Origin of the sequence: Nocardia sp. NBC_01009 (assembly GCF_045208035.1) — a bacterium.
Taxonomy (GTDB): domain Bacteria; phylum Actinomycetota; class Actinomycetes; order Mycobacteriales; family Mycobacteriaceae; genus Nocardia.
Window position 1 is genome coordinate 1,748,661 of record NZ_CP108695.1, and the last position, 22,468, is coordinate 1,771,128.

22 protein-coding genes are annotated in these 22,468 nt (G+C 66.9%); 13 read left to right on the forward strand and 9 right to left on the reverse strand.

Annotated elements, in window-relative coordinates; translation table 11 throughout:
* Window positions 1–219: 219 nt before the first annotated feature.
* The 6 genes from carD (at window position 220) to OHA42_RS07665 (ending at window position 4,711) form a co-directional block, all read left to right on the forward strand.
* Entirely contained in the window at window positions 220–708 is a 489-nt protein-coding gene (gene carD, locus OHA42_RS07640) for an RNA polymerase-binding transcription factor CarD (protein WP_011206964.1), read from the forward strand.
* 2 nt (window positions 709–710) lie between these two features.
* The gene (gene ispD / locus OHA42_RS07645; protein ID WP_406235701.1) at window positions 711–1,409 is read left to right on the forward strand and encodes a 2-C-methyl-D-erythritol 4-phosphate cytidylyltransferase; all 699 of its coding nucleotides are present in this window, start codon (window positions 711–713) and stop codon (window positions 1,407–1,409) included.
* 2 nt (window positions 1,410–1,411) lie between these two features.
* Window positions 1,412–1,879 carry a 2-C-methyl-D-erythritol 2,4-cyclodiphosphate synthase gene (gene ispF, locus OHA42_RS07650; RefSeq protein ID WP_406239185.1) on the forward strand — a complete coding sequence of 156 codons (468 nt, stop codon included), beginning with the start codon at window positions 1,412–1,414 and terminating at the stop codon, window positions 1,877–1,879.
* Between the two features lie 66 nt (window positions 1,880–1,945).
* Window positions 1,946–3,373, forward strand: a complete 1,428-nt coding sequence (cysS, locus tag OHA42_RS07655) for a cysteine--tRNA ligase (RefSeq protein ID WP_406239187.1) — start codon at window positions 1,946–1,948, stop codon at window positions 3,371–3,373.
* On the forward strand, window positions 3,373–4,353 hold the full coding sequence (rlmB, locus tag OHA42_RS07660; RefSeq protein WP_406235703.1) for a 23S rRNA (guanosine(2251)-2'-O)-methyltransferase RlmB: 981 nt from the start codon (window positions 3,373–3,375) through the stop codon (window positions 4,351–4,353). The genes cysS and rlmB overlap by 1 nt, the downstream gene beginning before the upstream one ends.
* A 79-nt stretch (window positions 4,354–4,432) precedes the next feature.
* The gene (locus tag OHA42_RS07665; RefSeq protein ID WP_406235705.1) at window positions 4,433–4,711 is read left to right on the forward strand and encodes a DUF4190 domain-containing protein; all 279 of its coding nucleotides are present in this window, start codon (window positions 4,433–4,435) and stop codon (window positions 4,709–4,711) included.
* 3 nt (window positions 4,712–4,714) lie between these two features.
* On the opposite strand, the gene OHA42_RS07670 is transcribed toward OHA42_RS07665, so the two are convergent.
* The 7 genes from OHA42_RS07670 to kstR form a co-directional block, all read right to left on the reverse strand.
* Window positions 4,715–5,524: an enoyl-CoA hydratase/isomerase family protein gene (locus OHA42_RS07670; protein WP_406235707.1), complete on the reverse strand. Its 810-nt coding sequence runs from the start codon at window positions 5,522–5,524 to the stop codon at window positions 4,715–4,717.
* A gap of 696 nt (window positions 5,525–6,220) precedes the next feature.
* Complete coding sequence (locus OHA42_RS07675; RefSeq protein WP_406235709.1) at window positions 6,221–7,396, reverse strand: acyl-CoA dehydrogenase family protein; 1,176 nt, start codon at window positions 7,394–7,396, stop codon at window positions 6,221–6,223.
* Between the two features lie 258 nt (window positions 7,397–7,654).
* On the reverse strand, window positions 7,655–8,491 hold the full coding sequence (locus OHA42_RS07680) for a metal ABC transporter permease (protein ID WP_406239189.1): 837 nt from the start codon (window positions 8,489–8,491) through the stop codon (window positions 7,655–7,657).
* Window positions 8,492–8,520: 29 nt separating this feature from the next.
* Window positions 8,521–9,408, reverse strand: a complete 888-nt coding sequence (locus OHA42_RS07685; RefSeq protein ID WP_406239191.1) for a metal ABC transporter ATP-binding protein — start codon at window positions 9,406–9,408, stop codon at window positions 8,521–8,523.
* Between the two features lie 189 nt (window positions 9,409–9,597).
* Window positions 9,598–10,461, reverse strand: a complete 864-nt coding sequence (locus OHA42_RS07690) for a metal ABC transporter solute-binding protein, Zn/Mn family (RefSeq protein ID WP_406239193.1) — start codon at window positions 10,459–10,461, stop codon at window positions 9,598–9,600.
* Window positions 10,462–10,707: 246 nt separating this feature from the next.
* Window positions 10,708–13,278, reverse strand: coding sequence for a trehalose-phosphatase (otsB, locus tag OHA42_RS07695; RefSeq protein WP_406235711.1), 2,571 nt, complete (start codon window positions 13,276–13,278; stop codon window positions 10,708–10,710).
* A 283-nt stretch (window positions 13,279–13,561) separates the two neighbouring features.
* Window positions 13,562–14,290, reverse strand: coding sequence for a cholesterol catabolism transcriptional regulator KstR (gene kstR / locus OHA42_RS07700; RefSeq protein ID WP_406235713.1), 729 nt, complete (start codon window positions 14,288–14,290; stop codon window positions 13,562–13,564).
* Window positions 14,291–14,452: 162 nt separating this feature from the next.
* Here kstR and OHA42_RS07705 point away from each other — a divergent pair, with 162 nt between their 5' ends.
* Genes OHA42_RS07705 through OHA42_RS07730 form a run of 6 tightly spaced genes read left to right on the forward strand, consistent with a single transcriptional unit; the run spans window position 14,453 to window position 21,446 of the window.
* Window positions 14,453–16,681 carry an acyl-CoA dehydrogenase gene (locus OHA42_RS07705; protein WP_406235715.1) on the forward strand — a complete coding sequence of 743 codons (2,229 nt, stop codon included), beginning with the start codon at window positions 14,453–14,455 and terminating at the stop codon, window positions 16,679–16,681.
* Window positions 16,682–16,706: 25 nt separating this feature from the next.
* On the forward strand, window positions 16,707–17,771 hold the full coding sequence (locus tag OHA42_RS07710) for an acyl-CoA dehydrogenase family protein (RefSeq protein WP_406235716.1): 1,065 nt from the start codon (window positions 16,707–16,709) through the stop codon (window positions 17,769–17,771).
* The gene (locus tag OHA42_RS07715) at window positions 17,756–18,916 is read left to right on the forward strand and encodes an acyl-CoA dehydrogenase family protein (protein WP_406235718.1); all 1,161 of its coding nucleotides are present in this window, start codon (window positions 17,756–17,758) and stop codon (window positions 18,914–18,916) included. The genes OHA42_RS07710 and OHA42_RS07715 overlap by 16 nt, the downstream gene beginning before the upstream one ends.
* Before the next feature lie 34 nt (window positions 18,917–18,950).
* A complete protein-coding gene (locus OHA42_RS07720) occupies window positions 18,951–19,877 on the forward strand; it encodes a bifunctional MaoC family dehydratase N-terminal/OB-fold nucleic acid binding domain-containing protein (protein ID WP_406239195.1) in 927 nt (308 codons plus the stop codon).
* Window positions 19,874–20,275: a MaoC family dehydratase gene (locus OHA42_RS07725; protein WP_328408578.1), complete on the forward strand. Its 402-nt coding sequence runs from the start codon at window positions 19,874–19,876 to the stop codon at window positions 20,273–20,275. Before OHA42_RS07720 ends, OHA42_RS07725 begins: the two co-directional genes overlap by 4 nt.
* Window positions 20,268–21,446, forward strand: a complete 1,179-nt coding sequence (locus OHA42_RS07730; RefSeq protein WP_406235720.1) for a lipid-transfer protein — start codon at window positions 20,268–20,270, stop codon at window positions 21,444–21,446. Before OHA42_RS07725 ends, OHA42_RS07730 begins: the two co-directional genes overlap by 8 nt.
* Here OHA42_RS07730 and OHA42_RS07735 read toward each other — a convergent pair.
* Both OHA42_RS07735 and OHA42_RS07740 read right to left on the reverse strand, forming a co-directional pair.
* Window positions 21,433–21,696, reverse strand: a complete 264-nt coding sequence (locus tag OHA42_RS07735) for a hypothetical protein (protein ID WP_406235722.1) — start codon at window positions 21,694–21,696, stop codon at window positions 21,433–21,435. The genes OHA42_RS07730 and OHA42_RS07735 overlap by 14 nt on opposite strands.
* Entirely contained in the window at window positions 21,693–21,905 is a 213-nt protein-coding gene (locus OHA42_RS07740) for a hypothetical protein (RefSeq protein WP_406235724.1), read from the reverse strand. Before OHA42_RS07740 ends, OHA42_RS07735 begins: the two co-directional genes overlap by 4 nt.
* A gap of 37 nt (window positions 21,906–21,942) precedes the next feature.
* On the opposite strand from OHA42_RS07740, the gene OHA42_RS07745 reads away from it, so the two are divergent.
* Window positions 21,943–22,383, forward strand: coding sequence for an NUDIX domain-containing protein (locus OHA42_RS07745; RefSeq protein WP_406235726.1), 441 nt, complete (start codon window positions 21,943–21,945; stop codon window positions 22,381–22,383).
* Window positions 22,384–22,468 lie beyond the last annotated feature (85 nt).

Genomic DNA, 22,468 nt, shown 5'->3' on the forward strand with positions numbered 1-22,468 from the left:
GGTCGAATGTCGCCGGGTTGCCCGGGTACTGCTGGCCGCACTCATCGGCCGATGTGGTAATCACGCCGGTCGTTAACTCGTTCTGGCACAACGTAATGCACACCAGGTGGGTTATGTCAACCCCCGCGATGTGCTCGTTGTGGCCCTGACCTGCACAGTTGATCGCGCCGTTACCGAGTCGCATGTTAAACTGTGAACATCGAAAGGGGCACGGGACACATGATTTTTAAGGTCGGAGACACCGTCGTTTACCCCCACCACGGAGCGGCGCTGATCGAAGCAATCGAGACTCGCACCATCAAGGGTGAGCAAAAAGAGTATCTGGTCCTGAAGGTCGCCCAAGGTGACCTGACTGTGCGCGTTCCCGCAGAGAACGCCGAGTATGTCGGCGTGCGTGACGTAGTTGGCCAGGAGGGTCTCGATCGAGTCTTCCAGGTGCTGCGGGCGCCGCACACCGAAGAACCGACTAACTGGTCTCGTCGCTACAAGGCCAACCTGGAGAAGCTCGCCTCCGGCGATGTGAACAAGGTTGCCGAGGTCGTCCGCGACCTGTGGCGTCGTGAGCAGGACCGCGGTCTGTCCGCGGGTGAGAAGCGCATGCTCGCCAAGGCCCGTCAGATCCTTGTCGGTGAACTCGCGCTTGCCGAGGGCACCGATGACGGCAAGGCCGAGACGCTGCTCGATGAGGTTCTCGCAGCGGCTTCCTGACCGTGAATGTTGTACACAACGGCGGTTGCGTCGTTGCGTTGGTACCTGCCGCCGGCCGTGGCGTTCGTTTGGGTGAAAACACGCCCAAAGCGTTCGTCGCAGTCGGCGGCACACCTATGGTCCGACTGGCTGTAGACGGCCTGATCGCCTCCGGGGCGGTCGACCGAGTCGTGGTCATGGTCCCCGCCGAATTCGTGGAGAGCGCCGTCGCCCTACTGCCTGCCACGGACTCGGTGCAGGTGGTCGTCGGCGGCGCCGAGCGCACCGATTCGGTGCGCGCCGGCATCGGCGCAGCGCCGGACGCCTCCTACTTCCTCGTGCACGACGCCGCCCGAGCCCTGACGCCGCCCGAGCTGATCGCGCGAGTCGCCGCCGAGTTGCGCGCGGGCCACCGCGCGGTGGTCCCCGCGCTGCCCGTCGTCGACACCATCAAGTCCGTCGATTCGCGCGGCGGAGTGACGGGCACCCCCGACCGCGCGGGCCTACGCGCCATCCAGACCCCGCAGGGCTTCGCTGCCGATCTGTTGCGCGCTGCCTATGCGACCGATGTCCAGGCCACCGACGACGCCGGGCTCGTCGAGCTACTCGGCACCCAGGTGCGCACGATTCCCGGAGACCCATTGGCTTTCAAGATCACCACTCCGCTCGATCTCCTGCTCGCGCAGGCGGTGCTCGACCGCATGGACGCGAGGACATCGTGAGCATGCGGGTCGGCATCGGTAGCGATGTGCACCCTGTCGAGCCGGGCCGGCCCTGCTGGATGGCCGGATTGCTCTTCGACGGCGACGACGGCTGCGCGGGGCACTCCGACGGCGATGTCGCGGCGCACGCACTGTGCGACGCGCTGCTCTCGGCGGCCGGACTCGGCGATGTGGGAGCGGTGTTCGGTACCGGAAGGCCCGAGTGGGAAGGCGTTTCCGGCGCGGCGATGCTCGCGGAAGTGCGTAGGTTGCTGGACGAAGCCGGCTTCGGCATCGTCAATGCGGCGGTGCAGGTCATCGGCAATCGACCCAAGATCGGACCGCGCCGCGCGGAGGCGCAACAGGTGCTCGGCAAACTCCTCGATGCACCGGTCTCGGTCTCCGGAACAACCACGGACGGACTGGGTCTCACGGGTCGCGGCGAGGGTGTCGCGGCAGTGGCTACCGCGTTGCTGGAGGCGCGGGTATAGCATCCGGCCGGTCACACCCCGAGCCGGGCCGTGAACCCGCAGGTACACCAGCTAGTATCGACGGTCGTGACGCTGCGCCTCTTTGACACCGACACGCGGACCGTGCGCGATTTCGCGCCCTTGGTCCCCGGCCGTGCTTCGGTGTATCTCTGTGGCGCCACCGTTCAAGGTGAGCCGCACATCGGTCATGTGCGCAGCGGAGTCGCGTTCGATGTGCTGCGGCGCTGGCTGCTTGCACACGATTACGACGTCTGGTTCATCCGGAATGTCACCGACATCGAGGACAAGATCCTGACCAAAGCCGCCGAGGCCGACCGGCCGTGGTGGGAATGGGCCTCGACCTATGAGCGGGCCTTCGATCGCGCCTACTGCCTGCTCGGTGTGCTGCCGCCGTCGGCGGAACCGCGGGCCACCGGTCACATCACGCAGATGGCCGATCTGATGCAGCGGCTGATCGAGCGCGGGCACGCCTACGCCTCGGAGGGCAACGTCTACTTCGACGTGCTCAGCTATCCGGACTACGGCAAGCTTTCGGGTCACCGGATCGGCGATGTGCACCAGGGTGAGAGCCTCGGCCACGGCAAGCGAGACCCCCGCGACTTCACGTTGTGGAAGGCGGCAAAGCCCGGCGAGCCGTCCTGGCCGTCGCCGTGGGGTCCCGGCCGCCCCGGCTGGCATCTGGAATGCTCCGCGATGGCCGAGTTCTATCTCGGCCCCGAATTCGATATCCATTGCGGCGGTATGGATCTGGTGTTCCCGCACCACGAGAACGAGATCGCCCAGTCCAAGGCTGCCGGTGACGGCTTCGCGCGCTACTGGCTGCACAACGGCTGGGTGACCATGGGCGGCGAGAAGATGTCCAAGTCGCTCGGCAATGTGCTTTCCGTGCCGAATGTGCTCAAACAGGTTCGGGCCGTGGAACTTCGGTTCTACCTCGGCAGTGCGCACTACCGTTCGATGCTGGAGTACTCGGACAAGGCGCTGCACGACGCCGCGCAGTCCTATCAGCGCATCGAGGCCTTCATTCATCGGGTCGTGGAGCGGGTGGGTGACATCCCGGTCGGGAAGTGGACCGACGCGTTCGCCGCCGCCATCGATGACGACCTCGCCGTGCCGAAGGCGCTGGCCGAGATCCACTCCGTGGTCCACGAGGGCAACAAGGCGCTGGAGGCGGGCTCGATCGACACCGCCCGGGATCTGGCCGGACAACTACGCGCCATGCTCGGCATTCTCGGCGTCGATCCGCTCGATCCGCATTGGTACACCCCCGAGGACAACTCGGTCGCACTCGATGCGCTCGACGTGCTGGTGCGCGCGGAGCTCGGGCGCCGCCAGCAGGCGCGCGCCGACAAGGATTGGGCGAGTGCCGATGCCGCGCGGGACCGGCTGCATGCCGCAGGCATCGAAGTGACAGACACCCCTGACGGTCCGGAATGGTCGCTGGCCGCTACAACATCATCGCCTGGCGCGGTGCAGAGTGGAAAGGCGAACTGATGGCAGGCAACTCACAGCGTCGAGGCGCAATTCGTAAGGGCGGCACCAAGAAGGGCGCGGTCGTCGGCTCCGGTGGGCAACGCCGTCGCGGCCTCGAGGGGCGCGGCGCGACGCCGCCCGCCGTCGAGCGCACCAAGCATCCCGCGGCCAAGCGGGCCGCCGCCAAGGCGAAGGCCGAGGCAAAGGGGCGTCCGGGTCCTCGCGGTGCGGCAGGACGCGCAGCAGGACGCAAGAACGACGACGCGCCGGAGATGGTGCTCGGCCGCAATCCGGTCGTCGAATGCCTGCGTGCCGGTGTTCCCGCGACGGCGCTGTACGTCGCGGTCGGCACCGAGAACGACGAGCGACTGACCGAGAGCGTGAAGATCGCCGCCGACGCGGGCATCTCCATCCTCGAGGTGCCGCGCACCGATCTGGATCGGCTGAGCGCCAACGGTTTGCATCAGGGCGTCGGGTTGCAGGTGCCGCCGTACCGGTATTCGCATCCGGACGATCTGATCGCCAAGGTGCGGGAATCGGCGGAGCCCGCCCTACTGGTGGCGCTGGACAATATCTCCGATCCGCGCAACCTGGGCGCTGTGATCCGCTCGGTGGCGGCGTTCGGCGGGCAGGGTGTGCTGATCCCGCAGCGTCGCAGTGCGAGTGTCTCGGCGGTGGCCTGGCGCACCAGTGCGGGCGCCGCGGCCAGGCTCCCGGTCGCCCGGGCCACGAACCTGACTCGCACACTGAAGGATTGGGCCGCCCAAGGCTGCCAGATCGTCGGCCTCGACGCGGGCGGCGACACCACCCTCGACGACTTCGACGGCCGCGAGCCGACCGTCATCGTGGTCGGTTCGGAAGGCAAGGGCCTGTCGCGGCTGGTCCGTGAGACCTGCGACTCGATCCTCGGCATCCCGATGGCGGGCCCGGTGGAATCGCTGAACGCCTCGGTCGCGGCGGGTGTGGTGCTCTCCGAGATCGCCCGCCAGCGCCGCGCCTGAGCGACGAATCGACACAGTCCGACAAACTCGGGCACGCCATTGAGCGGCAAAGTGGCTCTCGCCCCGTAGAATTCGGGCGGTGGTGATACCCAACCAGCCCATCGGCCAGCCGGTCGAACATCCGAATGCGACGGCTGTGTTGTTCCTGGGCGCGGCCAGTCTGATCTGCTGTGGCCTGCTCGGGCCGGTGGCCTGGGCTCTCGGCAAGCGCGCCCTCGACCAGATCGAGGAATCCGGCGGCGCCTACGGTGGCCGTGTTCAGGTGATGGTCGGGTACGTCCTCGGCATCGTCGGCACGATCCTGATGGTCTGTTGGGCCGTGCTCGTCCTGATGATCATGATCAACGGCAACGCGTAGGCGTCAATCGAGACTCGGGCGCTCGGATTTGCCTTGGCTGTCCCACGCGGGCCATTCCTCGCTGATGCTGCCGGTCCAGTTGGGCTGTCTGCGATCGCGGAAGGCTGCCATCGCCTCGCCGCCATCGATGCTCTTGGCGACGTGCTCGTTCAGGTCGCCCTCGAGTTGGCCGACCACGGTCGGGCTCATGCCGAGCCCCTCCCACAGCAGTCGCTTCGACAACGCGACCGGCAGCGGCGCCGACCCGTTCGCGATGTCGTGCGCGATCGCGAGCGCGGTCGGCACCACTTCGCCTGCGGGCAGGCAGCCGTTGGCGAGGCCCATCGCCTTGGCCTCGTCGCCGTCGAAGGTCCGGCCGGTCAGCATGATGTCCGCGGCATTGGCCATGCCGACCAGCCGCGGCAGCGTCCAGTGCGCGTAGCCGTCGGCGAGCACGCCGCGGCGGACCTGGTTGAGCCCGTACACCGCGTCCCGCGCCATGTACCGCAGATCGCACTGGAGAGCCAGCGCGAGCCCGATACCGACCGCGTGGCCGTTCACCGCCGCGATCACCGGTTTACGTACCCGCCACGGCGGCGGCTCGATGGTGGCACTGACATCACCCACCCGATTGGAAAGGTCAGCGCCCGCGCAGAACGCGGGCGGCGTGCCGGTCAGCACGACCGCGCGAATCGCATCCTCGGCGTCGCAGCGTGCCAGCGCGGCACTGAGTTCGGCAGCCATCGCCGGGGTGACGGCGTTCTGCTGAGCGGGACGATTGAGCGTGAGCACGGCGATGCCCGCAGAGACATCGACGAGCAATTCCGGACTCATGCCACTGGATGTTAATGGAGTTTGATTTGCAGCGGGCTGTGTCTTTTTGGCAGCGCCTGCGGCGCTGCGTGTTCGCGGCCCCCTTGGTCTCGCTTCCGAGCCGTCGAGACTTGCGCCTGCGGCGCGTGCGCTTCGACGGCTCGGAAGCGAGACGGGCCGCGAACTTTAGTGCTCGGTCTCGCTTCGCTCGGAAGGTGTCATCGTGCCGAGTGGGCGCGTGTGTGTGGGTCTTGCGACTTTGTTGTCGGCGCTTCGGGTGTTCGGATGCGAGATGGGGTTGCGAACTTTGGTGCTGGATGTTGCTGTGTTCGGAAGACATCGTCGTGCCGAGTGGGCGTGTCTGTGGGGGTCTTGCGACCTTGTTGTCGGCGGTTCGGCTGTCGGGGGCGAGACGGGTCGTGGACTCTAGTGCTGGGTCTTGCTGTGCCCTGAAGGTGTCATCGTGCCGAGGGTTGCGTCTGTGGGGGTCTTGCGACTTTGTTGTCTGCGCTTCGGGTGTTCGGATGCGAGATGGGGTTGCGAACTTTGGTGCTGGATGCTGCTGTGCTCGGAAGACATCATCGTGCCGAGTGGGCGCGTCTGTGGGGATCTTGCGAACTGTTGTACGCGCTTCGACGGCTCGGAAGTGAGACGGGGCGAACTCTTTTGCTGGATCTCGCTGCGCTCGGAAGGTGTCATCGTGCCTAGTGAGGGCACTCAGTTGCTGCGCAATACCTTGCGGCCGATGGCGTACTTGTGGACCTCGGTCGGGCCGTCGTAGAGGCGGAAGGCGCGCATGTCGCGGAAGATCATTTCGACTACGGTTTCGTCGCTGATGCCGATGCCGCCGAGCACCTGCACGCAGCGATCGGCGACCTTGAACAGTTCTTCGGAGACGAAGGCTTTGGCGATGGAGCTTTCGTGCCGCGCCTTCTCGCCCTGGTCCATCAGCCAGCAGGCGTGCCAGATGGTCAGGCGGCACTGGTGCAGTGCGATCTCGTTGTCCGCCAACATGAACGACACGCCTTCGTGGTCGCCGATCGGCTTGCCGAATGCGGTGCGGGTCTTGGCGTAGTCGACCGCGATGCTCTGTGCCCGCTCGGCCGCGCCGAGCCAGCGCATGCAGTGGGTGAGCCGGGCGGGGGCCAGCCGCAGCTGCGCGTAGCGCAGCGCCTGGCCGGTCTCGCCGAGCAGTGCCGACTCGGGCAGGGTGAGGTTGTCGAAGCGGACGACGCCGTGGCCGCCGACGTAGTTGCGGTCCATCGTGTTCATGGTGCGTTCGATGACAATGCCGGGCTGGTCGCCGTCGGTCAGGAACAGCGTCGGGCCTTCCGGCACGTGCGGGTTCGGCAGAACCTTGGCCATGATGATCCAGGTCTTCGCGCCGTCGGCGCCGGTGATCAGCCACTTGCGGCCGTTGATGGTGAAGTTCTCGCCGTCGAAGGTCGCGGTGGTGGCCAGCTGGCCCGGGTCCGAGCCCGCGCCGTCCGGCTCGGTCATCGCGAAGACGGTGCGCTGGTGGCCGGCAACCGCGGGGGCGAGGTGGCGTTCGACCTGCTCGGGGTTGGCGATCTTGGAAAGCAGGAACATATTGCCCTCGTCGGGCGCAGCACAGTTCATGGCGACCGGGCCGAGGGTGGACCAGCCCGCCGCCTCGTAGATCACGGCCTGCTCGATGTGCGTGAGCCCGCGCCCGCCGAGGGACTCCGGGGCCTGGACGGTCAGCAGCTTCTCGGCGCGGGCCAGTTCGACGAGTTCCTGCCTGAGCTCATCGGTCGGGCCGTGCGAGGTCAGCCGCGGGTCGCGCTCGAAGGGGACGATCTTGTCGATGACGAACTGGCGTACCCGGTCGCGTTCGGCGGCGAGTTCGGCGGGAATCGTGAAGTCGATCATCGTTGGTCACCATTCGTTCGGGGGCGCGTCCGTCGAGCATACGAAACCTCCGCAGCCCTACTGAAGGCACCCGCCCTCAGCCGTCGGAGATATCGGTCGCGCAGACTCGTGCGAATCGGAGTTCGCCAGATGTCGAGAATCCGGCAGGTGTTTCGACCGGTCGGTGTACGCGACGGTTCCGACAACGTGCCGCACCGCTACCGGGTCGAGCGGTCCGAGGTGATCGGTGTGCGGTCGCGTGTCCGGCGCTCGGTCGGCTCAGGCGGTCCGGGCAACCCGGCCGCGCCGCGGCCCGACCACGCGGCAGAGCAGGTAGATCAGGAATGAGATCGTCGTGACGAACGTCGACACCGGAACGCCGGGCGCGAGCGACAACAGAATGCCGCCGACGGCGGCGATCTCGGCGAACACCACGGCAAGCACGGTGGCGCGCACCGGATTCGCGGTCAGCTGCGCCGCCGCTGCTGCCGGGGTGATCAGCAGCGCGAGCACCAGCAGGGCCCCGACGATCTGCACGCCGAACGCGGCCGTGATGCCGAGCATGACGGCGAACACCACCGACAGCGTCCGCACCGGTACGCCGCGGGCCAGCGCCACCTCCGGATCGGAGCTGGCGAACAGCAGTGGCCGATAGACCATGGCGAGCACGGCGAGCACCAGCACCGTGCAGGTCGCCAGCAGTGCGAGGCCGCTGTAGCCGACGCTGACCACCTGACCGGTCAGCAGCGAGAACTTCGATCCGGCGCGTTCGGGACCGAGCCAGAGGAACAGCACCGAGAGCCCGAGCCCGAACGACAGCACCACCGCGATCACCGAATCGCGTTCCCGTGCTTTGGTTCCGAGCACGCCGAACAGCACCGCGGCCACCACGGAGCCGACGATCGCGCCGAGGCCGACCCCGATCCCGGCAAGCAAGGCGGCGGCCGCACCGGTCAGCGACAGCTCGCTGGTGCCGTGCACCGCGAAGGACATCTGCCTGCTGATGATCAGCGGGCCGATGGCGCCCGCGAGCAGCCCGAGCAGGGCCGCGGCCAGCACCGCCTGCTGGACGAAGGAGTAGGACAGCAGGTTGACGGTGGTGGAGAAGTCGAACATCTTCGACACCACACCCGAGAGTTTGTCGATCACGCACGAACCCCGCTCGGCTCGGTCTCGGTTGCGGAAAGCCGAGACTCGGGCTCGGAAGGCACGGCGCCGTGGCAATGCTGGGCGCCGGCCGCGCCGAGCGCGTCCATGGTGTCTCCGGTGCCGACCACGACCAGCCTGCCGCGTACCCGCAGCACGTCGACCTCGGTCTGATACAGCTCCGACAGCACCGCCGAAGTCATCACCTCGTCCGGCGTTCCGATCCGGAATTTCCCGTCCACCAGGTACAGCACCCGATCCACCAGCGGCAGAATCGGATTGATCTCGTGCGTCACGAATAGCACCGCGGTGTCGTGGGTGCGTCTGCGCCGATCGATCAGCTCGGACACCAGCCGCTGATTGGCCAGGTCCAGGCTGAGCAACGGCTCGTCACAGAGCAGCACCTTGGGATCGCCGACCAGTGCCTGCGCGACCCGCAGCCGCTGCTGTTCGCCGCCGGATATGGATTCCAGTGGCGCGTAGGCGAATTTCTCCGCGCCGACGTCGGCGATGGCGGCCGCGACCTTGCGCTTGCGTGCCGCGCGCCCGCGCAGCCCCAACCCCCAGCGGTGGCCGTCGACGCCAAGTCCGACCAGATCGACGCCACGCAACTGCACGCCTGCGTCGATGGTCTTCTGTTGTGGCACATAGCCGATGTCGGGATTGCCCGCGCGGGCGGGCGCGCCTGCGATTTCGGCGGTTCCCGAGCTGAGGGCGAGCTGTCCGAGCAGCACCTTCAGCAGCGAGGTCTTGCCGGATCCGTTCGGCCCCAGCACCGCGACGAATTCGCCTTGCCGAATGTCGAGATCCAGTCCCTGCCAGAGCGTGCGGTCGCCGAACGACATCCGCGCGGTGTCGAGATGGACGGCGGCCTCATCGTTGTTCATCCGCGACGGCAGCCGCCGTTCGACCGGTTCGGCAAGTTCGGTCAGCGCGGTTCCCTCACTCATCTCGGCACATCTCCGCCCGCATCGGGCTCGCCCCCGGTGGCGCAGGCTCGGCCACCGGCCGCATCAGCGCGGTGCACGGCGACATCGGTATGGTCCATGGCCGCATCGGCTCAGCCCCCCGCGACATCATTTCAGCGCCGCGGCGAGAGCCTGGGCGTTATCGGTCTGCCACTGAATGTAATCCACACCCGCGGGCAGCGTTTCGGTCACCTCGACGACGGGGAGGCTCGCAGACTGCGCCAACGAGCGCAGATTCTTGGTGATCTTGTCCTGGGTCTGCACGTTGTAGACCAGGGCGCGGACCTTCTTGCCGGTCAGCAGATCCTGGGTCGCGGCGACGGCGGCGGGGGCCGGATCGGTTTCCTGCTCGATCGCTTCCTGGAACTCGTGCGGGGTCAGATCCGCGGCGCCCGCGGCGACGAGCAGGTAATGCGCGAGGGGTTCGGACTGCAGTACCGGCGTTTTCGGGTGCTCGGCGGCGATCTTGGTGGCGATGGCCGTGATCGCACCCAGCCGGCTCTTGAACACCGCGGCGCGGTCGGTGTAGGAGGCGGCGTGCGCCGCGTCGATCTCGCCGAGTGCTGCGGCGATTCGGTCGGCGACCGTGCCGACGGTGCTCAGGTCGTAGAAGACGTGCTCGTTCTCGTCGCTCTTGTCGGTGCGGGATTCGAAGGCGTCGACGGTGCGCTTGCCCTTGCCGGATACGGCTTTCTCGATGAACTCGTCGTAGCCGCCGCCGTTGTAGACGACCAGGTCGGCATCACTGATTTTTGCCGACTCCACCGCGGAGGTCTCGTGGGAGTGCGGATCGGCCGACGGATCGCTGACGATGGCTGTCACGGTGGCGTCCGGCCCTGCGATGGTCGCAGCGATGCCGCCCCACACATTCGTCGATGCGACGACGTTCGGTTTGTCGGAGTCTTTCGAGGCGCCGCACGCGGTGAGGACGAGTGCGGTGGCCACTCCCACGCTGATGCCGGCGAATTTCATGGCAATTCGGGATCTCACGTGGGGGTACTCCTGGTGGCGCTCTTGATCTCGCAGCGCTGTGTTCCGACCGACCCGCAAGTAGTCGCTGGCGGCAGTGCTCTAGATCATAATGGAAATCGTTACCGTTTTACTTTAGCAAGAGTCCCCGCTGAGCACGAGTCGGTGTTTCCTGCATCACTCGAATACGAGCCGGGCCCGCGAACAGGGAATCGTTCGCGGGCCCGGGTTATGTGGTTGTCGAAGCGGCTAGACGAGCGCCTCCACCGGCTTGCCGAGCAGCTGGGCGCAACGCAGCAGGCCGAGATGGCTGTAGGCCTGCGGGTGGTTGCCGAGCGAGCGTTCGGCCACCGGGTCGTACTCCTCGCTGAGCAGGCCGGTCGGGCCCGCGACGTCGACCAGTTGGGCGAACAGCGCCTCGGCGTCCGAGCGCTTGCCGATCAGCAGATACGCCTCGACCAGCCAGGCCGCGCACAGATGGAAGCCACCCTCGCCGCCGGGCAGGCCGTCGTCGTGGTGGTACCGGTACACGGTCGAGCCGCTGCGCAGCTCGGCCTCGGTGGCAACGACCGTCGCCGCGAACCGGGGATCGGAAGGATCGATGAGCCCGCTGAGACCGATGTGCAGTGTGGCCGCGTCCAGGTCGGTGCCGTCGTAGGCCGCGGTGTAGGACTGGACCTCTTCGTTCCAGCCCTTGGTCTTGACCTCGTCGGCGATGATGTCGCGCAACGTAACCCAGACCGGATCGATCTGGCGATCGAACTTCTGCGCCAACGTGATCGCCCTGTCGATGGTCAACCAGCCCATCACCTTGGAATACACGTGGTGGCGCGGGTTGCCGCGGATCTCCCAGATGCCGTGGTCGGGTTCCTGCCAGCGCCGCTGCACCGCGGAAACCATGGCGTGCACCAGCTCCCAGTCGGCATCCGGCAGCGCGTGCGCCGGATCGGTGATCCCCTTGTGCTCGCGGCCATGGGCCAGCGACGCGATGAGGTCGACGATCGGACCGAAAACGTCCAGCTGCACCTGCATATTCGCGGCGTTGCCGACGCGCACCGGCCGCGATCCCGCATAACCCGGAAGCTGATCGATCGACGCCTCGGGCGGCAGGGTCTCGCCGTACAACGTGTACAGCGGGTGCAGGCGCTCCGGGCCGGGCAAGGTCTCGAGCACCCGGTGCACCCAGCCGAGGAATTCCTCCGCCTCGGTGAGTGAGCCGAGTGAAACCAATGCCTGCGCGGTCAGTGAGGCATCGCGCAGCCAGCAGTAGCGGTAGTCCCAGTTGCGCACGCCGCCGATGTCTTCCGGCAACGAGGTGGTCGCGGCGGCCAGGATCGAACCCGACGGGGCGTGCACGAGCCCGCGCAGGGTGAGCGCGGAGCGCTTCATCAGATCCGGCTTCAGCGGCGGCAATTCGAGCTTGGCCGCCCACTGGGCCCAGTAATCCTCTGCGTCCCTTCGCCGTTCCGGCTCGCTGGTCATGGCGGGCGCGAGATCCTGCGTGCCACAGCGCATTTCCAGCACGATCGGACCGTCCGACGGATCGACGACGGCGCGCGCCGAGCTGTGCATGCCGTCGGTCTGGATCTCCCATTCCACGCCGGGGGAGCGCAGCACCATCGGGTCGTTGGTGCCGAGCACGCGCAGCCCGGTCGGTTCGCATTCGATGGTCACCGGCACCTGGCCGAATTCCGGTCGCGGTGCGAAGGTGACGACCGCTTTCGCGTCACCGGTGATCACCCTGGTCAGGTCGGTCCTGGTCGGCGCGACGTCGTGCGGCAGGTAGTCGACCACTTGCAGGCTGGCCCAACGGGTTTCGACGGTCATGGTGCCGTCGATGTAGCGCTGCGAGAGCGGCAGCCCCGGCCGTTCCGGAGCGATGGTGAAGTGGCCGGCGTCGGGTCCGCCGAGCAGGTGTGCGAACACCGCCGCCGAATCCGGTTCCGGATGGCAGAACCAGGTGACCGTCGCGTCCGGCGTCAGCAGCGCGACCGAGCGCGGACTCGACAGCATGGTCAGACGCTCGATGCGCGGGGCGCTCGCGCCCGCCAACCAGGTGCGCCGCTCTTCGAGCAGGAAGGCCAGCGCCCACGACACGCACTCGGTGTTGTCGACCCGGAACTTGGCCAGACTCTCGCCCTTGCCGACCTTGATGCCGACATCGGGACCCGAGAGCATGCGGAAGGCCTTCTCGTCGGTGACGTCGTCACCGAAGAACACCGCGGCGGACGCGCCCTCCTGGTGCCGGACGGTATCGAGCGCGACGCCCTTGTCCGTCTGGATTACCGCGAGCTCGATGACTTCCTTGCCCTCGGTCACCTGCACACCGACCCAACAGGCCGGCCCTTGCCTGACCTGTTTGAGGGCGCGGAGGCCGATTTCCGGGCTGGCATTGCGCACGTGCAACGCGACGCTGGCAGGTTTGATCTCCACCGAGGCGCCGGGGTTGTCCGCGGCGATCTGGGAAAGAGAGGTCTGCACTTCTTGCAGCAGCTGTTTAGCGTCGTTGTCGATGGCATGCACGAAGCCGACATCGAATTCCGAGCCGTGGCTACCGATGAGTTGCACCTCGACCGGGAGTCTGGACAGTGCCGCGAGATCTCGCAGCGCGCGGCCGGAAATAACGGCTGCGGTCGTTCCCGTAAGGCCGGCGAGCGCGCGCAGCGCGCTCACTGATTCCCGTTGGGGAAAAGCCTTCGTCGGGTCGGACACGATGGGCGCGATCGTCCCGTCGTAGTCCGATGCGACCAACAGCCGTGGCACGCGCGCAACCGTCGACAATGCACGGCGAAGTTCAAGTGGCAGATCCTGTGCGCTCACGCATCCAACCTAGTGATCGGAGGAGTTTTTTCAGGGGCGCGGTGAACAATACTGTGTTTAATTTGCCGCACATACGCGCGCCGGTGTGCGTGCGCACGATTGCGTCCTGGCTCGTCGACCATCTAGTGGATTTGCCCAGCTGGCGTGCTTTTACGCAACTTCCAGCGTGGGCTGGCTCACTTCGGCCGACTCGCGCGCAGGTGCTCCCGGTAGTGGTGAGCCCGCCCGACGGAGTTGCCTGGAATCAACTGGATCCGCGCTCGTCCGGGTGCGGGCCCCGCCTTTACTTGCGGTTCTCGCCCAACAGAAGATCGACCGTCAATTCCAGGCGCTCGGTGACATCGGTCGCCGAGGCGCGCCTGGTCAGCCAGGCCACCAGGTTGGAAAGCCACACGTCGCTGATGACCCGCGCAATCGCCAGCTGGTGTTCGGTGGGCTCGCCGTCGTTCATGGCGCGTGCGAACACCCGATCCATCACCTTGCCGACCCGGTCGACCTCGGCGGCCGCCGACGCGTCGGCGAACATGAAGGCTCTGGTCATGGCCTCGGTGAGCAGCGGGTCGCGCTGCATCATCCTGGTGATCTGGGTGAGCAGCAGATGCATGCGTTCGCGCGGCGACTGTCCGGCCAGCGGCTTTCGTTTGCCCTCGATCTGCTCGAATTCCCGCGACAGCGCGGAGACGAGCAGATGCACCTTGGAGGGGAAATAGCGATACAGCGTCCCGACTGCGACATCGGCACGTTCGGCCACCGCGCGCATCTGCACCGCGTCGTATCCGCCCTTGGAAGCCAGCGCCAGGGTCGCGTCCAGAATTCGCTTCCGGCGTTCCCGCTGTGCGGCCGAACTCAGCTCGTCCTCACTGAGCGTGGTGACCGTCGCGGTAGGCGGTGCTGCATTCGACTGGCGGCGTTCGCGGGCCCCTGCGTGGTCACGCTCCGCTACCGCCTCCGTGGCCGTCGCTCGCGCCGCCGGGCTCGAGTCGGCAGGCTGGGATCGGGAGGGACTGGCCATTGATGAGAGTCCTTTCCGGAAACGTCGTTCCATCGGCTTGTTTTTGGGTCGGTGGCGTGCGCTTTCGACCCACAAGGCGAGGTCGTCTCTTGACTTCCGCCCAGCTAGGATATTAGAACATGTTCTAGGTGTGGGAGTCACGCCGGAGAGGCGGTACGGAGTGTGACCATCGCCACCACTGACGAGCATAAAGCCGTTCAGGAGTCGATGCGTGGATGGGCCGGATCGGTGCATCCAATTGCAACAATGCGCGACGATGCCACGAACTTCTGGCGCGCGTACTGGCCCGCGCTCGCGGACCTCGGGATCTTCCGGGTCGCGGTCGCCGAGGATGCGGGCGGCGCGGGCGGCTCGGTCGCCGACCTCGCCGTTCTTATCGAACAAGCAGCGCATGATCTGGTGGGTGGACCGGTGCTGGCAACGGCATTGGCGAATCTGGTTACCGGGGGCGCCATCGATGAGGACCTGCCCTGCGGTGTCGCGCTCGACTTCATTGTCGAATCCGCAGTGAGCGTACCGGCTGTATCCGATGAGCTACTGCTCACCGGTGTCTGGGATTCGGTGCTCGGCGCGGCGCCCGAAACCGCGGTGCTGCTGCCGGTGCAAACCCCGAATGGGCAGCGCTGGTGCCTGATTCCGGCGGATGCCGACGGTCTGCGGGTCGAAGCGCTGCCGCCATTGGACCCCAGCACCCCACTGGCCGAGGTGCACTGCGCCGAGGTGCGGGTGCCCGCCGAGTGCGTGTTCGCCTCGCCCCACCCGGTCGAGGATCTCGTGGTGGTGCTGGTTGCTGCCGAGCTTGCCGGCCTGGCCGGCTGGTGTCTGGAGACCGCGGTCGAATACGCCAAGGTGCGTGAGCAATTCGGCCGTCGGATCGGATCTTTCCAAGCGGTCAAACATATTTGCGCTTGGATGCTGTGCCGGGCCGAGTTGATCCGTGCCGTCGCGGCCGACGCCGCTGCCGCGGTGGACGAAGGCGGGGCCGAGCTGCCGATCGCGGCCGCGATCGCCGCGACCATTTCCCTCGATGCCGCGGTCGAGACCGCGAAGGACTGCATCCAGGTGCTCGGTGGCATCGGATTCACCTGGGAGCACGACGCGCACTTCTATCTGCGCCGTGCGATCGCCCTGCGGCAACTGCTCGGTGGTTCGGCCCGCTGGCGGGCCCGAGTGACCGAGCTGACCCGCGCGGGCCGCCGCCGCACCACCGGAGCGGACCGGGTTTTCGCCGCCGCGCGAGCGACGGACCCCGAGGTGGTAGCGGAGCGTGACCACGAAGGGTCCCGCGAGGGCCGCCAATTGAACACAGCCGATGGTGTCGCCGTCGACGACGCAAGCACAAACGAACTGGCCGCCGAGGTGGCCCGTATCGCCGCGCTGCCCGCGGAGCAGCGACGCGATGCCATGGTCGAGGCCGGGCTCGTCATGCCACACTGGCCCGCGCCCTATGGCCGTGGTGCGGATCCGATGACGGGGCTGGTGATTTCGGAGGAACTGCGCCGCGCCGGGCTGGAATCGCCGGACCTCGCGATCGGCGGCTGGGCGGTGCCCACCCTGCTGCAGTACGGCACACCGGAGCAGATCGAACGATTCGCGTGGCCGACGCTGCGCGGCGAGGTCGTCTGGTGTCAGCTCTTCAGCGAACCGGGAGCCGGTTCGGATCTGGCCGCCCTGCGCACCACCGCCAAGAAGGTCGACGGCGGCTGGGTGCTGCGCGGCCAGAAGGTGTGGACATCGTTGGGCGACAAGGCGAACTGGGCGATCTGCCTGGCCCGCACCGACGCCGAACTGCCCAAGCATCGCGGCATCAGCTACTTCGTCGTCGATATGCACAGCGCGGGGCTCGAGGTGCGCCCGCTCGTGCAGATCACCGGTGAGGCACGCTTCAGCGAGGTATTCCTCGATGATGTCTTCGTTCCCGACGACGGTCTGGTCGGCGCGCTGAACAACGGCTGGAAGATCGCCCGCTCCACCCTGTCGACCGAGCGGGTCGCCATGGGCGGCAACGGAATCGGGCCGGTGCTCGAGGAGCTCATCGCCAAGCTGCCCGCGACCGGACCCGGGGCAGAGCTGCTGAACGACCGGCTCGGCGGCTTCGTCGCCGACGCGATCGCTGGATTATTGCTAGAGCAGCGCGCCGCAGTGCGGATGCTGGCGGGTGGCGATCCCGGTGCACAGAGCAGCGTGCGCAAACTCGTCGGTGTCCGCCATCGCCAGGCGGTCGCCGAATTCGCCGTGGAGACGGCAGGTGCTATCGGTGCGCAGGACTCGGAAGTGGCAAAAGAGTTCCTGCTCACACGCTGTTTGTCGATCGCTGGGGGAACCGAGCAGATTCTGCTGACCGTGGCTGGTGAGCGGATCCTCGGACTACCCCGCGACACGGACAGCTAGTCGACAAGTCAACTGGGAGAAAAGCGTGGACTTCACCAGGGACGAGGGCCAGGACGCCGTGGCCGAGGTCGTCGTGAGTTTGCTGGAGCATGAACCGGCACGCGATATCGAGCTGTGGCCGAAGCTCGTCGACAGCGGATTGCTGTCGGTCGCCTTGCCGGAGCGCTTCGGCGGTGATGGCATGGGCCTGCCGGAAGTAGCGGTGCTGCTGACCGAGCTGGCCACCGACGCGGTGGCGGTGCCCGCCGTCTCGACGCTCGGTTTCGGGCTGCTTGCGCTGCTGGACGCGTTGCCCGAGAGCGTTGCCGAGCAGGTGTTCCCCAAGGTGGCCAAGGGCGCCGTGCTCACCGCGGCGTTGAGCGAGCCGGCCAACCCGTTTGTGGTCAAGCCGGAAACCACGGCGGTCGCCGAGGGCGATTCGGTGCGCATCACCGGCCACAAGGTGGCGGTGCCCTACGCGGACCTTGCGCGCTGGCTGCTGATTCCCACCAATTCCGGTATCGCGCTTGTCGAATCGGATGCCGAGGGCATCACGCTGACACCGTCACCGGTGTCCGGCGGCATTCCCGAGTGCAGTGTGCGCCTGGACAATGTCGAGATTCCGGCCGAGCGGCTGCTGCCCGGCGGCATCGCGGCGCTGCACCGGCTCGCGGTCGCGTCGATCGGCTCCGTCGCGGACGGGCTGCTGAAGGGCGCGCTCGTCTTGACCGCCGAACATGTGCGCACGCGCAGACAGTTCAACAGACCGCTTGCCGAATTCCAGGCGGTGGCGCAGCAGATCGCCGATCTGTATGTCGTCTCGCGCACCCTGCACGCCGCAGCAGTATCGGCGAACTGGGCGCTGGCGCACGACGATCCCGGCCAGGCACACCAGGAGCGGATCGACGACGATCTCGATGTCCTGGCCTACACCGTGGCGTCGGAATTGCCCGCGGCCATGCAGAAGTGTCATCACCTACACGGTGGCCTCGGCGTCGACATCACCCACCCGATGCACCGCTACTACTCGCAGGCCAAAGACATCGCGCGCTGGCTCGGCGGCGAATCGTTCCGACTCGATCGATTGGGGGCCAGATGTTCATCGACCTGACCGCGGAGCAGCGCAAGCTGCGCGATGAATTGCGTTCGTATTTCGCCGATCTCGTGACTCCCGAAGAGGAAGCCGAGATGGCGGTCAACCGGCACGGCGACGCCTACCGCGCGGTGGTGCGCCGGATGGGTGCCGACGGCTGGCTCGGTGTCGGCTGGCCCAAGGAATACGGTGGCCAGGGCTTCGGTCCGATGGAGCAGCAGATCTTCTTCAATGAAGCGGTCCGCGCCGATGTGCCGCTGCCGCTGGTGACACTGTTGACCGTCGGGCCGACGCTGCAACAGTTCGGCACCGACGAGCAGAAGGCGAAGTTCCTGCCCGGAATCCTCTCCGGTGATATCCATTTCGCGATCGGTTACTCCGAACCCGAAGCGGGCACCGACCTGGCCTCGCTGCGGACCAGTGCCGTGCGCGACGAGTCCGGCGACTGGATCGTCAACGGGCAGAAGATCTTCACCACCGGTGCGCACGAGGCCGACTTCGTCTGGCTGGCGTGTCGGACCGGATCGGTCGAGTCGCGGCACCGCGGCATCACGATCCTGATCGTCGACACCACCGACCCCGGTTATTCCTGGACCCCGATCATCACCTGCGACGGCGCCCACCACACCAACGCCACCTACTTCGACAATGTCCACGTCCCGGCGAACATGCTGGTCGGCGCGGAGAACCGAGGGTGGAAGCTGATCACCACCCAGCTCAACCACGAGCGGGTAAGCCTCGGTCCGTCGGGCAAGATCGAGCAGCTCTACGACAAGGTGCGCGACTGGGCACAGCCGCGCGGTGTGCTCGCCGAGGCCGACGTGCGCCGTTCCCTCGGCCGTATCCACGCCATGGTCCGGCTGAACGAGCTGCTGAACTGGCAGGTGGCAGCCACCGTCGACGGTGACCAGGCCACTGTGATCGCCGATGCGTCGGCGACCAAGGTGTTCTCCACCGAATCGCTGCAAGAGGCGGGCCGGCTCGCCGAGGAAATCATCGGCCGCTACGGCGATCCCGCCGATCCGGCCACCGCCGAATTGCTGACCTGGCTGGACCGCAGAACCAAACAGAACCTGGTGGTGACCTTCGGCGGCGGCGTCAACGAGGTGATGCGCGAACTGGTCGCGTCATCCGGGCTGCAGTTGCCGCGAGTACCGCGATAGTGAACAACCAAAGGAGCCGCGCGTGCCGGAAACCATGACTCCGGAAGCGATTGCCGCCGCCGCCGAGCGCATCATCGCGGCCGGGGACTGCGCGCCACGTCCCGGGCGCGACCCGGTGAACCAGCCGATGATCAACAACTGGGTCGAGGCGCTCGGGGATGCCAATCCGATCTACGTCGACGAGGAAGCCGCACGGGCCGCAGGTTTCCCCGGCGCTGTCGCACCGCCGGCCATGGCCCAGGTGTGGACGATGTTCGGGCTCAACGGTTCGCGCCCGGACGACGATCCGATGGCCAAGGTCACCGAGCTGCTCGACGGCGCGGGCTACACCTCGGTGGTTGCCACCGACTGCCAGCAGACCTACCACCGGTATCTCACCGTCGGTGAGCAGGTTTCGGTGACGAGCAGGCTGGCCGAGATCCGTGGCCCCAAGCGGACCGCGCTGGGGGAGGGCTGGTTCGTCACCTTCCAGACCAGCTGGCAGGTCGGCGACGAGGTCGTCGCCGAGATGCTCTTCCGGCTGTTGAAGTTCGCGCCCGGCACCGGCGCCGCACCGAAAGAGCCCGAGGGGGCCCGCGTCAAGCCGCTGGTCTCCTGGGACACCGAGTTCTTCTGGGAAGGCACCCAAGCAGGCGAGCTGCGCATCCAGCAGCTGCCCGACGGCACGCTGCGGCACCCGCCGATCCCGGCGATCTGGAAAGACAAGTCCGAGCAGACCGACTATGTGGTGGCCTCGGGACGCGGCGAGGTATTCAGCTACGTCGTGCATCACGCTCCGAAAGTGCCCGGTCGGCAGCTGCCGTTCGTTGTGGCGCTCGTCGAATTGGAGGAAGGCGTGCGCATGCTCGGTGAACTGCGCGGCATCGACCCGGCCGAAGTGAAGATCGGGATGCCGGTCGAGGTCGAGTTCGACAAGCTCGACGACGAGGCCGTGCTGCCGGTCTGGCGGGTGTGCGCATGACCGCCGTGCAGGTAGGCACCGTGCTGCCGGAGCTGGTCATCGAGGCCGACCCGACCTTTGTGGTCAGCACGGCCCTGGCCACCAGGGATTTTCAGGACGTCCACCACGACAGGGACAAGGCGATCGCCCGCGGTTCCAAGGACATCTTCGTCAATATCCTCACCGACACCGGGCTGGTGCAGCGCTTCGTCACCGATTGGGCCGGTCCGCGCGCCATAGTGAAGTCGATCGCGCTGCGGCTGGGTGTTCCGCTGTATTCCGGTGACACCCTGACCCTTTCCGGCACGGTGACCGAGGTGGCAGGCGACGAGGTCCACATCGACATCGTCGGCAAGGACAGCCTCGGCGACCACATTACGGCGAAAGCCGTTATCTCCTATCGGGGTTCGAATGACTGAGCAAGGTATCTCGGGCCGCGCGGCCATCGTCGGGATCGGCGCCACCGACTTCTCCAAGGACTCCGGGCGCAGCGAACTGCGGCTGGCCGCCGAGGCGGTGACCGCGGCGCTCGCCGATGCGGGCCTCACACCCGCCGATGTCGACGGCCTGACGACCTTCACCATGGACACCAACACCCAGGCCGCGGTCGCGCGTGCCGTCGGGATTCCACAGCTGAAGTTCTTCAGCCACATCGGTTACGGCGGTGGCGCGGCGTGCGCCACCATCCAGCAGGCGGCGATGGCGGTGGCCACCGGTGTCGCCGACGTGGTCGTCGCCTATCGGGCGTTCAACGAGCGCTCGGTCTCGCGCTTCGGCCAGTTCTCCACGGCGCTGGCCACCGCACCGACCTCGTCGGGCATCGACGCGGGCTGGTCCTATCCGCAGGGGCTCGGCACACCGGCCGCGCAGGTGGCCATGGTCGCCCGCCGCTACATGCATGTGTACGGCGCGACGAGCGAGGACTTCGGCCGGGTGGCCGTCGCCGACCGCAAGCATGCCGCGGTGAACCCGAACGCTTTCTTCTACGGCAAACCGATCACGCTGGAAGAGCACCAGAATTCGCGTTGGATCGCCGAACCACTGCATCTGCTCGACTGCTGTCAGGAGTCCGACGGTGGGGTGGCGATCGTTGTCACCAGTGCCGAACGCGCCCGCGATCTTCCGCAGCGTCCGGCCGTAATCGCCGCCGCCGCACAGGGTTCCGGTGCCGACCAGTACGTAATGACCAGCTACTACCGCGACGCCATGACGGGTCTACCGGAGATGGGCCTTGTCGGTGCGCAGCTCTGGGCGCAGAGCGGGCTACGCCCCGACGATATGCAAGCCGCCATCCTCTACGACCACTTCACCCCGTTCGTTCTCATGCAACTGGAGGAACTCGGCTTCTGTGGTCGCGGCGAGGCCAGGGACTTCATCGCCGACGGAGCCATCGAAGTGGGCGGCCGCCTTCCACTGAACACGCACGGCGGCCAACTCGGCGAGGCCTATATCCACGGCATGAACGGCATCGCCGAGGCCGTCCGCCAAATCCGTGGCACCTCCGTCAACCCGGTCCAGGATCTGGAGAACATCCTGGTCACCGCGGGCACCGGGGTACCAACCTCGGGTCTGGTGCTCAGCGCGAACTGATCTGATCTCGGCGTTGGCCGGGATCGTATGGCCGTCGCCGGGATGCGGGATGGTGTCTGCCGCTATCCCGGCGACCGGCCGGGCCTGCGATCATGCGGCCGGGCTGGTTGTGGGTGGCGCAGTGGATATCGCCACCCGCGGCGATGTCGCCGATCGATATCGCGACGGAATCCTGGCCGAAGGCTTTCGCCGCGTCTGCTCCGAGTCGGGACGACAGCATGTAGTCGGCTTCGACGATGAGCACCGTCACTCGCCGAAACCTCGGGCGAGCTCTGTGTCGAATTCCTCGACGGTGAGTGGTCCGTTGCTGCGGTACCCGCCGGTTGTCGGGCGTGGTCTCGCCGCAGTTTCGTCGATCAGGCTGTCGATCTGCCGTGCCAGCGTCAACCCGTGGGCTGCCGCTAGCCGATGCAGCCTGTCGTGGGTTGCCTTCGGTACCTTGATGGTTGTAGCGGTCATGCCGCAGGGTAGACCGATCTGCCCTGGGAGGAGTTCGATGACCGACCGGCACCTTGTCGACGCTCATATTCTGGTCATCCGTGACGGTGAGCTGTTGCTCAGCAGGCGACGTAGCGACGACGAGTTCGACGGCCTGTGGCATCTGCCCGCCGGCAAGCTCGAAGCGGGTGAGTCCGTGGCCGTCGCGGCGGCGCGTGAGGCGCACGAGGAGGTCGGCATCGTCATAGACCCTGCGGACCTTCGTCTCTTTCACGTCGCCCATGTGATCGGCTCCGGTCGCGAAGCCCGCCTCGGCCTGTTTTTCGAGGTGCTGCACTGGACCGGCGACCCGGTCAATCGCGAACCGGACAAGTCCTACGAACTGCGCTGGTTCCCACTCGACGCACTGCCCGAGGACACACTTATCCGTTACCCACTGGCCGGAATCCGCGCCTATTTCTCTGGAAGCACCTACAGCGAACGCGGTTGGAATCACTAGTTCCTCGGTGCCGCACTCGGACTCCTGTGATTCGGAGCAGTCCCCGCGGAGCTCTCGCGCACACGAATGCTCGCAGACTGCCGCA

Bases quoted from the DNA above. Each gene is read 5' to 3' on its own strand.
- OHA42_RS07680 (WP_406239189.1), bottom strand. From the start codon at position 8,491: ATGTTCGACTTCTCCACCACCGTCAACCTGCTGTCCTACTCCTTCGTC.
- OHA42_RS07685 (WP_406239191.1), bottom strand. From the start codon at position 9,408: ATGAACAACGATGAGGCCGCCGTCCATCTCGACACCGCGCGGATGTCG.
- OHA42_RS07675 (WP_406235709.1), bottom strand. From the start codon at position 7,396: ATGATCGACTTCACGATTCCCGCCGAACTCGCCGCCGAACGCGACCGG.
- OHA42_RS07720 (WP_406239195.1), top strand. From the start codon at position 18,951: ATGACTCCGGAAGCGATTGCCGCCGCCGCCGAGCGCATCATCGCGGCC.
- rlmB (WP_406235703.1), top strand. From the start codon at position 3,373: ATGGCAGGCAACTCACAGCGTCGAGGCGCAATTCGTAAGGGCGGCACC.
- OHA42_RS07715 (WP_406235718.1), top strand. From the start codon at position 17,756: ATGTTCATCGACCTGACCGCGGAGCAGCGCAAGCTGCGCGATGAATTG.
- OHA42_RS07740 (WP_406235724.1), bottom strand. From the start codon at position 21,905: ATGACCGCTACAACCATCAAGGTACCGAAGGCAACCCACGACAGGCTG.
- kstR (WP_406235713.1), bottom strand. From the start codon at position 14,290: ATGGCCAGTCCCTCCCGATCCCAGCCTGCCGACTCGAGCCCGGCGGCG.
- OHA42_RS07690 (WP_406239193.1), bottom strand. From the start codon at position 10,461: ATGAAATTCGCCGGCATCAGCGTGGGAGTGGCCACCGCACTCGTCCTC.
- OHA42_RS07670 (WP_406235707.1), bottom strand. From the start codon at position 5,524: ATGAGTCCGGAATTGCTCGTCGATGTCTCTGCGGGCATCGCCGTGCTC.
- ispF (WP_406239185.1), top strand. From the start codon at position 1,412: ATGCGGGTCGGCATCGGTAGCGATGTGCACCCTGTCGAGCCGGGCCGG.
- OHA42_RS07730 (WP_406235720.1), top strand. From the start codon at position 20,268: ATGACTGAGCAAGGTATCTCGGGCCGCGCGGCCATCGTCGGGATCGGC.
- OHA42_RS07745 (WP_406235726.1), top strand. From the start codon at position 21,943: ATGACCGACCGGCACCTTGTCGACGCTCATATTCTGGTCATCCGTGAC.
- carD (WP_011206964.1), top strand. From the start codon at position 220: ATGATTTTTAAGGTCGGAGACACCGTCGTTTACCCCCACCACGGAGCG.
- OHA42_RS07725 (WP_328408578.1), top strand. From the start codon at position 19,874: ATGACCGCCGTGCAGGTAGGCACCGTGCTGCCGGAGCTGGTCATCGAG.